The organism is Arthrobacter sp. APC 3897 (genome assembly GCF_030407495.1).
GTDB lineage: Bacteria > Actinomycetota > Actinomycetes > Actinomycetales > Micrococcaceae > Arthrobacter_B.
In genome coordinates, this window is sequence record NZ_JASDDG010000014.1 from 82,426 (window position 1) to 92,756 (window position 10,331).

The window sequence follows — 10,331 nt, forward strand, 5'->3', positions numbered from 1 at the left end:
GTGCAGTCAACCCTGATGGACCGGCTGGGTGCGCAGCAGCGTCAGCCGGTGGTCCATCCGGTCCCGCTTGGTCTGCAGATAGCGCTCATTTTCGGCCCGGACCGGCACTTCCGAAGGCACCATGGCGGTGACCGTGATGCCGTACTGCTGCAGCCTGTCGCGTTTGGCCGGATTGTTGCTCAGCAGCCGGATCCGGTTCAGTCCCAGCGAGTGCAGGATATCCGCGGCCGACTCATAGTCGCGCGCGTCCACTGGAAGTCCCAGCTGCTCGTTGGCGTCCACCGTGTCAGCGCCGCCTTCCTGCAGGGCATAGGCCCGCAGCTTGTTGGCCAGGCCTATCCCCCGCCCCTCGTGGCCGCGCAGGTAGATCACGGTGCCCCCATGCAGATTGATCAATTCCAGGGCCTGCTCCAGCTGCTCTCCGCAGTCACAGCGGTAGGAGCCAAAAACGTCTCCGGTGAGGCACTCCGAGTGCAGCCGGACCAGCGGGGCCGCCGGGCCGCCGTCGGAACCGGCTCCTGCGGTGTCCTGCTGGATGCCGGCTCCGGGCGCGGAGACGGTCATATGCTCCGCCCCGCTGCGCTGATCGGTCCAGGCCCGGGCAATGAAATCGCCATACGGGGTCGGCAGCTGAACTTCGGGACCGGGAACGACGCCGGCAACAGGTCCGCCCATCACTTTCCCTCCGTTTTGGAGTCGGCACGCTCCAGATACGCCACCAAATCGTCGATGGAAATCAGCGGCAGATCGTGCGTGTCGGCAAACGCGCGCAGTGCAGGCAACCGCATCATGGATCCCTCATCGTGGACGAGTTCGGCAATCACCCCCACGGGTGTGCAGTTGGCCAGCCGTGCCAGCTCCACAGCTGCCTCGGTGTGTCCGCGGCGCCCGCGGACGCCGTCGTCGTGCGCCCGAAGCGGGAAAACGTGTCCGGGACGGTGCAGGTCAGCGGCAGACGCGTCCGGATTGGCCAGGACCCGGGACGTTGTGGCCCGGTCCGCAGCGCTGATACCGGTGCTCACGCCAACAGCGGCGTCGCAGGACACGGTGTAGGCGGTGCCCTTGGCGTCCTCGTTGACGGCGGTCATGGGCGGCAGGTTCAGCCGGTCCGCGTAGGATCCGGGCAGCGGCACACAAATCACGCCGGAGGTGTAGCGGACCGTCCAGCCCATGAGCTCCGGCGTGGCGTGCTCGGCGGCAAAGATAATGTCGCCCTCATTTTCGCGGTCCTCATCGTCCACGACGACGACGGGACGCCCCAGGGCGATGGCCTCCACCGCTGCGTCAATGCTGTCCAGCAGGATCATCCCGGAGGGAACATCAGCATTTGCACTGCTGGTTCGGAGGCTCATAGTCCCTCTCCTTCGGCCGCATCGGCGGGCTTCCCGGGGTTGGCGAAGGCAAGCAGCCGCTCTGCATACTTGGCCAGCACATCAACCTCCAGGTTCACCGCCGAACCGCGTTCGAGCGCGCCCAGGCCGGTGGCGTCGAGTGTGGTGGGAATCAGCCCAACCTCGAACCACTGCTGCGGCTCTTCGGTGCCGCTGACGGCGGTGACCGTGAGTGAAACACCGTCGACGGCGATGGATCCCTTCTCGGCGATGTACCTTGCCAGGGGCACCGGCACGCCAAAACGCAGCCGGTCCCAGCTGCCGAGGCTCTCCCGCTCAAGCAGTTCACCGACGCCGTCCACATGGCCCTGCACCACATGGCCGTCCAGCCGTCCGCCGGCCGGCACGCAGCGTTCCAGGTTGACACTGCTTCCGGACCGAAGCTTGCCCGTGGTGGTCCGGTCCAGGGTTTCGCCCATGACGTCCAGGGATATCCGGTCTCCGTCCAGGGCCGTGGCCGTGAGGCAAACACCGTTCACGGCGATGGAGCCGCCCAGCTCCAGGCCGGCGCCGGTGGCGGGGGCACTGATGACAAGTACAGCCGAGTCATCCTCGGGGTTCGGGGTCAGGGATACAACGCTGCCCTGTTCAGCCACAATTCCGGTAAACACGAGTCGTCCTTAGGGTTTTAGGGTGCTGTTGGGTACGTCAAGGGCATGTTGGGCGTCGTCCGGCACTGGCTCAAGCCGCAGCCGCAGGTCAGCGCCCACCGGCAGGGCGGCACCGCCGTTGGTTTCATCCCAGCGCCAGCGGGAAGCATCGGCGAGGGTGCGCACACCAAGATTGGCGAACGCCGGGGTTCCGGCCCCGAGCAGGACCGGCGCAACGTAGGCAACCAGTTCATCCGCGAGACCGGCGCTCAGAAAGGCACCGGCCACTGTGGCGCCGCCTTCGATCATGACGTGGCGCACCCCGCGAACGTATAGTTCACGGCAGATTTCGGCGGGGTCGTGGAGCGGAAGCTGCAGGAAACGCCCGTCGGTGCCACGGATGGCTGCATCGGCGGGCACCGGCCGGCGGCCTGCAGCTACCCGCAGCGGTTGCCTGTCAGCATCCCTGCCGGCCGCATTCCGGGCAGTCAGCCGCGGATTGTCCGTCAGCACGGTGCCGGTGCCGACGACGACGGCATCCGCCCGGGAGCGGATTGCATGCCCGTCGGTGCGGGCTTCGGCTGAGGTGATCCACTGGCTGGTACCGTCTTCGGCGGCGGTCCGGCCGTCGAGGCTTTGCGCGGTTTTAACCGTCACGAAAGGCCGCTGTTCCTGCGCGGCACGGATCCAACGGTGGTTGAGGTCGGTTGCTTCGGCTGCCATGAGGCCCCCGCCGACCGTGATTCCGGCTGCCTCCAGTGCTGCGGCACCTCCGGCCGCATGTGCAGTTGAATCAGCAGCGGCGTAAATGACCCGCGAGATGCCGGCATCAATGATGGCCTGTGAACAGGGCCCGGTCCGTCCGGTGTGGTTGCACGGCTCAAGCGTCACCACCATGGTTGCTCCGGTGACGTCTGCGCCGGTTGCGGCGGCGTTGGCCAGGGCATCGGCTTCGGCATGGGCGGTTCCCGCGCCGCGGTGGAAGCCGCTGCTCAGCACTTCCCCCGCGGAGTCGAGTATTACTGCGCCCACCAGGGGGTTCGCGCCGCGGACGCCTTGACTGGCCAGCTTCAACGCCAGCGCCATGGCACTGCGTTCGACGGCGGATCCGTCAGCGGGGCGCCCGGTCACCGGGCAACCCGGGGATCCGGCATCACCGTCTCAACTTCGGGTTTCTCATCCTTTTTGGCCTTCATCCAGACGAAGAACCCAATCAGCGTGAAGACGCCGTAGAAGACGTACATGAACGCCGTGGCGTAGTACCCGGCACTGAACAGCAGCGGCACACCCACAATGTCCACGGCCACCCAGATCAGCCAGAACTCCACCCAGCCCTTGGCCATGCCGTAGGTTGCGAGAAGGGAGCCGACAAAGGTCCAGGCATCGGCCCACACCGGCTCGTAGGAGCCGAGCCGGGCGAAGACCGGGGTCAGGGCAACTGTTCCGATCAGCATGGCTGCCACCAGGCCCAGGCGTTCCCGGCCCGAGGCCCATTGCGGCGTGACGGCACTGCCGCCGCCGTTCCGGCTCTGCTGCCAGCGGCGCCAGCCGTAGACGGAGACGGCGATGAACATGATCTGGCGTCCGGCCTGACCCAGCAGTGTGGCGGAGTCTGCGTCGCCGAAGAGCGATCCCAGGAAGACGGTGAGCAGAAGAGCGTTGCCGATGATACCAACCGGCCAGGCCCAGACTTTGCGGCGCATGCCGCCGAGGGCGCTGAGGAGCCCGAAAATGTTGCCTACGACCTCGCGGACCAGCAGGGATGAAGCTCCCACCGGTACCTGAGCGTCAAAGAGCCACCGCAAAAAATCCATGTCGTTCCTATCCGTGAGCGGCGGCTCCGGGGGTACGACAGTACGATGCATCGACGGAGGGGTCCCCGCTTGCGGAGACGTTTACCGTCGGTTCAACAAACTGCACGTGCTTCTCCCATCCAGACTTTAACTGTCGGTACTGGAATTTCACCAGTTCAACCGCACCGCTTTTCCCCGGATTGGGGAGCTGCAGTGCGGGTCGCGGACTATAACCGCCGGTTCGGAATTACACCGACCCCGGAGCACGATTGTTAAACACATTCTTACACATTCGAAGGGACAACGCGTCTCTTTTGAATGAAGCTTCAAGTAATATTCGTCACATCGGTCAAAGCGTCCTCGACGGCGGGCGGGCCGCTTAGCGTGTGGCAGCTTCCGCAGCGGCGCGCAGCTTGCTGATGGCGTCATTGGGATCTCCGGCGCCGTAAACCGCTGAGCCGGCCACAAACACGTTCGCGCCCGCTTCGGCAGCGCGCTCGATGGTGTCAGCGGAGATGCCGCCGTCCACCTGGATGGCCACCGGCAGGTTGGACCCGCGGACAGCCTCCGCAGCACGGCGGATCTTGGGCAGCGTAACGTCCAGGAACTTTTGCCCGCCGAAGCCCGGCTCCACGGTCATGATCAGCAGCATATCCAGCTCTGAGAGCATGTCCAGGTACGGCTCCACCGGGGTAGCCGGCCGCAGCGCCATGCCTGCCTTGGCGCCGCGGTCACGAAGATCCCGCGCCAGCTTGATCGGCGCAGCGGAAGCTTCCACATGGAACGTCACCGATGCCAGTCCCAGCTCCGCGTACAGCGGAGCCCAGCGGTCGGCGTCGGAAATCATCAGGTGCGCATCAAGCGGCAGCGCACTCACTTCCTGGATGCGCTGCACCACCGGCAGGCCGATGGTCAGGTTCGGCACAAAATGGTTGTCCATCACGTCCACGTGCACGGCATCGGCGGTGCTGATCCGCTCCAGTTCGGCCTGCAGGTTGACGAAGTCGGCCGAAAGAATGCTCGGGTTGATGCAGCACTTGCTCATGCTTCTCCTTAGAAAACGGGTTAGACCTTGCGGCGGATCAGGGCCAGGAACATCGCATCGGTCTGGTGGATGTGCGGCCACAGCTGCGCGGTGAGCTCGTGGCCGGCGTCCAGGTTTCCGGTGAGGCTGGCGCTGTCCAGTGCCGCACCGGCGTCGAGCAGTTCGAGGTCATTGCGCAGCCGCAGCACGTCGGCGACGACGGCGGTGGTCTCGGCCGGGTGCGGCGAGCAGGTCACGTAGCCCACCACTCCGCCGGGCTTGACGGCGTCGACCGCTGCGGTGAGCAGTTCACGCTGCAGCGCTCCGAGCTCCCCCACATCGGTGGGCTTGCGGCGCCACCGGGATTCCGGCCGGCGGCGCAGGGCACCCAGCCCGGTGCACGGGGCGTCCACGAGGATGCGGTCAAAGGTGTCCGGGTACTGCTCGGCAATGCTGCGGCCGTCGCCGGTGCGCACGTCCCAGACCTCCCCGGGCACGGCTTCCAGTGCCTGGCGGACCAGCTTGGCCCGGTGTGCCGCCGGCTCGTTGGCCAGCAGGACGGCACCCTTTTCGTTGGCCAGGGCGGCCAGCAACGCTGCCTTGCCGCCGGGGCCTGCGCAGAGATCCAGCCACTGTTCGCCGTCGCGGCTCCCGTCGGCGGTCCGGTCTCCGATGTCCACGGCCGCCAGGGCGCGGGCCACGAGCTGGGATCCGGCGTCCTGGACGCGGGTGGTACCGGCGCGGACGGAGTCCAGGCGGCCAACGTCGCCGGCCGAATACAGGGCCGAATCGGCAACCAGCTCGCCGTCCACGGCTCCGGCTTCACGCGCCTCATCCAGGGTGCCCAGGCCGGGCAGAGCCACCAGGTTGACCACCGGTGCGTCATTGTCCGCCTGCAGCAGGTCGGTGATTTCCTCCACATCCCGGCCGTGGGCCACCAGCGACTGGCGCAGGGCACGGACAATCCATTCCGGATGACTGTGTTCAATGGCCGCCCGTTTGGTCGCGTCCGTTTCGCCGCGGGTCAGTTCCTCAAGCCAGGAGTCCAGGTCGCGGGCAGCGACCTTGCGCAGCACCGCGTTGATGAGGGCTGACGGCCCGGCACCAATGACAGCGCGGGCCAGGCCCACCGTCTGGTCAAGTGCTGCGTGCGCGGGAACGCGCATCGCCAGCAGCTGGTGTGCGCCGATCCGGAGGGCGTCCAGGACAGCCGGGTCCAGGCGGTCCAGGGGACGGTCCACACATTTGGCGAGGATCGCGTCATAGGTGCCCTGGCCGCGCAGGGCGCCGTAGGCGAGTTCGGTGGCGAAGCCGGCGTCACGCTTGTCCAGATGGTGCTTGCGGATGCTCTTGGGCAGCACCAGATTGGCGTAGGCGTCATCTTCGGACACGGCGCGGAGAACCTCGAACGCGACCAGCCGTGCCGGATCCGCGGCCCGGGTGCGCTGGCCCGGCGCCTGCTTGGTGTAGCTGCGCACGGCGGGACGGCTGCGTTCATGTCCCTTTTCATTGCGTGCCTTGTTGCCCTGGGCTGAACGGGCAGAGGGCGTGTTGTTCTGCGGAGTGCTGTTTTGGGGGGTCATTCGAAGACCACGTCCTCACGGTTGGCCAGGCCGCGGGCCCAGTCGGCCCCCGGCATCATTTTCTTGCCGGCGGGCTGCACCTGCGCCAGTTCCAGCCCGGATGAACCGGTGCCGACGACGGCCGCAGCCTGCGCACCGCCGGTGAAGCGGACCCGGCCGGGGGCCAGATCGGTGATGTCAGGCCGCAGCACGGCGGAGCCGATCTTGAATCGCGCTCCGTCCCATGTGGTCCACGCTCCCGGTTCCGGCGTGACGCCGTTGATCCGGCGCCGGATGGCCAGGGCCGGCTGCTGCCAGTCAACCCGGGCATCATCGATGGTCAGTTTGGGAGCCAGAGTGACGTCTCCGCTCTGCGGCACAGCGTGTGCTGCGCCGGCCTCGACAGCCTTGAGCGTCTGTGCAAGCAGCACGGCACCGCTGTGCGAAAGGCGTTCCAGCAGCGCGCCACTGGTGTCCTCGGGATTCAGCGTCTCGGTCAGTTGACCGTAAACAGGTCCGGTGTCCAGGCCCTTTTCCAGCAGGAAGGTTGAGGCTCCGGTGACGTCATCACCATTGATAACGGCGTGCTGGACGGGTGCCGCGCCACGCCAAGCGGGAAGCAGGGAGAAGTGCAGGTTGATCCAGCCGTGTTCGGGGATGGTCAGTGCCCGCTCGGGAATGAGTCCGCCGTAGGCAACGATCGCGGCAACGTCGGGGTTGGCTGCACGGATGGCGGCCACCGCGTCGTCATCGATCTTTGCCGCACGGATGACCGGCAGGCCCAGCTCTTCGGCCCGGGCGGCAACGGGCGACGGCGTGAGGGTGCGTTTGCGCCCCAGCGGTGCGTCGGGACGGGTGAGCACGGCGACGACGTCGAAGCCTGCTTCCAGCAGTGCGTCCAGCGAGGGGACGGCGACGGACGGGGTGCCGGCGAAAAGTACGCGCAGAGTCACGGGCCGCTAGGCCTTTCCGCCGGCGCCGAAGGACGCTCCGGCACCGAAGGCGGAGCCGACGGTCTGGGCGCGTTCCGCCGTCGTGCGTCCGGCAATGGCGTCGTAATCCGCCTGGCGAATGGCGCGAAGTGCCTTTTTGCGGTCTTCGCCTTCGAGCCGGTCGATGTACAGCACGCCGTCCAAATGGTCGGTTTCATGCTGGAATGCCCGGGCCAGCATGCCCTCGCCCTCAAGCGTCACAGGGTTGCCGTCCTTGTCCACGCCGGTGACGCGGGTCCAGCGGCTGCGCGAAACCGGATAACCCAGTCCGGGGATGGAAAGGCAGCCCTCCATCTGGTCTTCCTGGCGGTCTTCGCTCAGTTCCAGGACGGGATTAACAACGTGCCCGGACTGGCCGTCGATCCGGTAGGTGAACACCCGGAGGCTGACACCTACCTGGGGTGCGGCAAGGCCGGCGCCGTCAACATCGGCCATGGTTTCTTCCATGTCGGCGACCAGCTTGGCCAGCTCCGGTCCGAAGTCGGTGACCTCCTCAGCACGGGTCCGCAGGACGGGGTCGCCGATAATCCGGATGTTCAGGATTGCCATCTAGGTTTCGTTCCTTACTGTTACTGCGCATCTGCTAACTGGTTGTTGCCCGGAACCAGTCTAGTTGTGCCCGGTGCATTGCGGCTCCCCCCGCACCATTTGGCGCGGGGAGCGAAGGCACAATAGGTGCCGGTGTGTGTCTGCTGAGGTGCTGCGCTCCCGCTTCGCTCGCCGTACCCGCCCTTCACTCGCCTAGGTGGCGGACGCTTGCGGGGCCCGGACTGCATGCGCCCCTACCGGCGGCGGCGCAATGGGCAGGAGCGCGCGGCCGGCGCCCGCGACGTCGTACGAGGTTTGCCAGAGCCGGCGCAGCGCGCAGAACTTGAACCAGTGCTGCGGCAGGACCGCGGGGTTGGCACGCATGGGCCGCACTTCGGTTTGTCCGACGGCGACACCGAGCAGCAGCGGATCCTCGCCGTAGGCCCACGGCTCCCAGACGCCCTTGCCCGCGTCCACCAGGGATTCCTTTGCCTTCATGCCCGCCACGAGCTGCATGACAACCTTGTCATCCAGCGGTTTGACCTGCCCGTCACGGTCGGTGTTCTTGGTCTTGTAGTCGATGAGGCAGAGCCGGCCGTTGATGCGCGCCACCAGATCAAGGGTTCCGGCGTAGCCCAGTTCGTCATTCCAGACGGTGATTTCCGGTGCCAGCGGCTCCACCTGATACAGGTCCCACCATTCATCGAACCGATCCGCGAACTGCAGCTCGCCGTGTTCCAGCAGCGCCGTCCGTGCCGATTCGAGCTCATGGGGAAGATCCAGGGCGCGCAGGGAGACCTGTTCGCAGTAATAGTGCACCCGCGTGCCGCGTTCAGCTGCCTGGTCCCGGTATCGCTCCGAAGCGCGCGAAGCTTCCTTTGCGAGGGACCGCAGCGCTCCGGGGTTGCCCAGGCTGGCCGGCAGCTTGGGATCCTTGATTACCGCAGTAGCGGCCATGTGGCTGTGCCAGCCGTCCAGCGAGGTGGCACCCTGTGCAATCACGGTGGTAATGGACGGTACCGTGGGCGGTTCGGAGAGGGACCGGGAGTACATCCGCCCGAATTCTGTTGAATGTGCCAGAGCTGGTTCAGTCATATCTTCAGTTTGCCATCTCGCACCGACAGAGTTTGCGGGACCCTCCGCAGGGGCAGGAACCGCGGCCCGGCACACCACGGGGCGGCGTCAGACCCGCTGCCCGGCACAAACGTCCGGGTACAACAAAGTCCGGATACAACGGTGTCCGGATACAGCGGTGTCCGGATACAGCAATGGAGGCCCCATTGGGACCTCCATTGTTATTCGGTGGGCGATACTGGGTTCGAACCAGTGACCTCTTCGGTGTGAACGAAGCGCGCTACCACTGCGCCAATCGCCCCCTGTGCTGCATGTTGTTTTCACAACCGCAACGTCTAAAGATGCTAGCCCAGATCGGGGCAGGCACCAAACCGGCATGTTTCATCGGAGTTCCGGCGCGCTCCTGCACCCGGCCGGCCCAACCCCCGCAGGCGGTGAGGCAGAAAGCCGGGTCCACCGCCGTCGTCGTCCGTCCGCCGGGAGATGGAGCGATTTGCGCACTGCACGCACAGACACCACCCCTCTCCCTGCCACCTGTTCATCTCTGCCCGGGAAGCTGCAGGACGCACATTCACCTCCCCACCTGCGACGACGCCCGGGATCTGATTTGGAAGCTGCCGCACGGGCAAATTCGTCCCGATTGGACGAAGCCAGAAATCTCCAGTAGAGTCTTTCTTCGTTGGAAAGCGGGAGTTCGCCGCGAAAAGCGAAAGCGATTCGAGGTCAAAACCCATCACTTTTACAGCATGCGGACGTAGCTCAGCTGGCTAGAGCACCACCTTGCCAAGGTGGATGTCGCGGGTTCGAATCCCGTCGTCCGCTCGCAAGTCCCTGGAAAACCGGTTGTTTCTGACCGGTCGGCCTATGCTCACGCAGCGGTCACGGTGGGGTGGCCGAGAGGCGAGGCAGCGGCCTGCAAAGCCGTATACGCGGGTTCGAATCCCGTCCCCACCTCCACAGAGGACTTGCAAGCCCTTTTGGGCGCGATTGGCGCAGCGGTAGCGCGCTTCCCTGACACGGAAGAGGTCACTGGTTCGATCCCAGTATCGCGCACTACAGTTTGGCACTTCGGTGCACAACTGTGTTTTTGCGGACGTAGCTCAGCTGGCTAGAGCACCACCTTGCCAAGGTGGATGTCGCGGGTTCGAATCCCGTCGTCCGCTCTCTTGACTGCATCGGTTCACCTTTGGGAGATTCGATGCATCAGGCGCGATTGGCGCAGCGGTAGCGCGCTTCCCTGACACGGAAGAGGTCACTGGTTCGATCCCAGTATCGCGCACGGACAACTTTGGTTGTCTTGTTTTGCGGACGTAGCTCAGCTGGCTAGAGCACCACCTTGCCAAGGTGGATGTCGCGGGTTCGAATCCCGTCGTCCGC

The 10,331-nt window shown here is 65.8% G+C and carries 10 protein-coding genes, 7 tRNA genes and 1 riboswitch; of the genes, 6 read left to right on the forward strand and 11 right to left on the reverse strand.

The window, feature by feature from the left end:
* Positions 1–6: 6 nt before the first annotated feature.
* The 11 genes from ribA to QMA10_RS08790 all read right to left on the reverse strand — a co-directional run bounded on the left by ribA (position 7) and on the right by QMA10_RS08790 (position 9,255).
* Positions 7–675, reverse strand: a complete 669-nt coding sequence (ribA, locus tag QMA10_RS08740; RefSeq protein ID WP_290167574.1) for a GTP cyclohydrolase II — start codon at positions 673–675, stop codon at positions 7–9.
* Positions 675–1,352 carry a 3,4-dihydroxy-2-butanone-4-phosphate synthase gene (gene ribB / locus QMA10_RS08745; protein WP_290167576.1) on the reverse strand — a complete coding sequence of 226 codons (678 nt, stop codon included), beginning with the start codon at positions 1,350–1,352 and terminating at the stop codon, positions 675–677. Before ribB ends, ribA begins: the two co-directional genes overlap by 1 nt.
* A complete protein-coding gene (locus QMA10_RS08750; protein WP_290167578.1) occupies positions 1,349–2,002 on the reverse strand; it encodes a riboflavin synthase in 654 nt (217 codons plus the stop codon). Before QMA10_RS08750 ends, ribB begins: the two co-directional genes overlap by 4 nt.
* Before the next feature lie 9 nt (positions 2,003–2,011).
* Positions 2,012–3,112 carry a bifunctional diaminohydroxyphosphoribosylaminopyrimidine deaminase/5-amino-6-(5-phosphoribosylamino)uracil reductase RibD gene (ribD, locus tag QMA10_RS08755; RefSeq protein ID WP_290167579.1) on the reverse strand — a complete coding sequence of 367 codons (1,101 nt, stop codon included), beginning with the start codon at positions 3,110–3,112 and terminating at the stop codon, positions 2,012–2,014.
* Positions 3,109–3,795 (reverse strand): nicotinamide riboside transporter PnuC, encoded by a 687-nt coding sequence (gene pnuC / locus QMA10_RS08760; protein ID WP_290167581.1) that lies wholly within the window; start codon positions 3,793–3,795, stop codon positions 3,109–3,111. The genes ribD and pnuC overlap by 4 nt, the downstream gene beginning before the upstream one ends.
* Before the next feature lie 103 nt (positions 3,796–3,898).
* A riboswitch (FMN riboswitch) is annotated at positions 3,899–4,044 on the reverse strand.
* Positions 4,045–4,153: 109 nt separating this feature from the next.
* Positions 4,154–4,819 carry a ribulose-phosphate 3-epimerase gene (rpe, locus tag QMA10_RS08765; RefSeq protein WP_290167582.1) on the reverse strand — a complete coding sequence of 222 codons (666 nt, stop codon included), beginning with the start codon at positions 4,817–4,819 and terminating at the stop codon, positions 4,154–4,156.
* A gap of 20 nt (positions 4,820–4,839) precedes the next feature.
* Entirely contained in the window at positions 4,840–6,381 is a 1,542-nt protein-coding gene (locus tag QMA10_RS08770; RefSeq protein ID WP_290167584.1) for a transcription antitermination factor NusB, read from the reverse strand.
* The gene (gene fmt / locus QMA10_RS08775; protein WP_290167592.1) at positions 6,378–7,307 is read right to left on the reverse strand and encodes a methionyl-tRNA formyltransferase; all 930 of its coding nucleotides are present in this window, start codon (positions 7,305–7,307) and stop codon (positions 6,378–6,380) included. Before fmt ends, QMA10_RS08770 begins: the two co-directional genes overlap by 4 nt.
* A 12-nt stretch (positions 7,308–7,319) precedes the next feature.
* Positions 7,320–7,901 carry a peptide deformylase gene (def, locus tag QMA10_RS08780; protein ID WP_290167586.1) on the reverse strand — a complete coding sequence of 194 codons (582 nt, stop codon included), beginning with the start codon at positions 7,899–7,901 and terminating at the stop codon, positions 7,320–7,322.
* A 192-nt stretch (positions 7,902–8,093) separates the two neighbouring features.
* A complete protein-coding gene (locus tag QMA10_RS08785) occupies positions 8,094–8,975 on the reverse strand; it encodes a cytochrome (protein ID WP_290167587.1) in 882 nt (293 codons plus the stop codon).
* Between the two features lie 208 nt (positions 8,976–9,183).
* Positions 9,184–9,255, reverse strand: a tRNA-Val gene (locus tag QMA10_RS08790).
* A 447-nt stretch (positions 9,256–9,702) separates the two neighbouring features.
* Between QMA10_RS08790 and QMA10_RS08795 the strand changes: the two genes are divergently transcribed.
* The 6 genes from QMA10_RS08795 to QMA10_RS08820 all read left to right on the forward strand — a co-directional run bounded on the left by QMA10_RS08795 (position 9,703) and on the right by QMA10_RS08820 (position 10,331).
* Positions 9,703–9,776: transfer RNA gene (locus QMA10_RS08795), tRNA-Gly, on the forward strand.
* 61 nt (positions 9,777–9,837) lie between these two features.
* Positions 9,838–9,911, forward strand: a tRNA-Cys gene (locus QMA10_RS08800).
* Between the two features lie 24 nt (positions 9,912–9,935).
* Positions 9,936–10,007 (forward strand) — tRNA-Val (locus QMA10_RS08805).
* 36 nt (positions 10,008–10,043) lie between these two features.
* Positions 10,044–10,117 (forward strand) — tRNA-Gly (locus QMA10_RS08810).
* A 44-nt stretch (positions 10,118–10,161) separates the two neighbouring features.
* A tRNA-Val gene (locus QMA10_RS08815) sits at positions 10,162–10,233 on the forward strand.
* Positions 10,234–10,258: 25 nt separating this feature from the next.
* Positions 10,259–10,331: transfer RNA gene (locus QMA10_RS08820), tRNA-Gly, on the forward strand.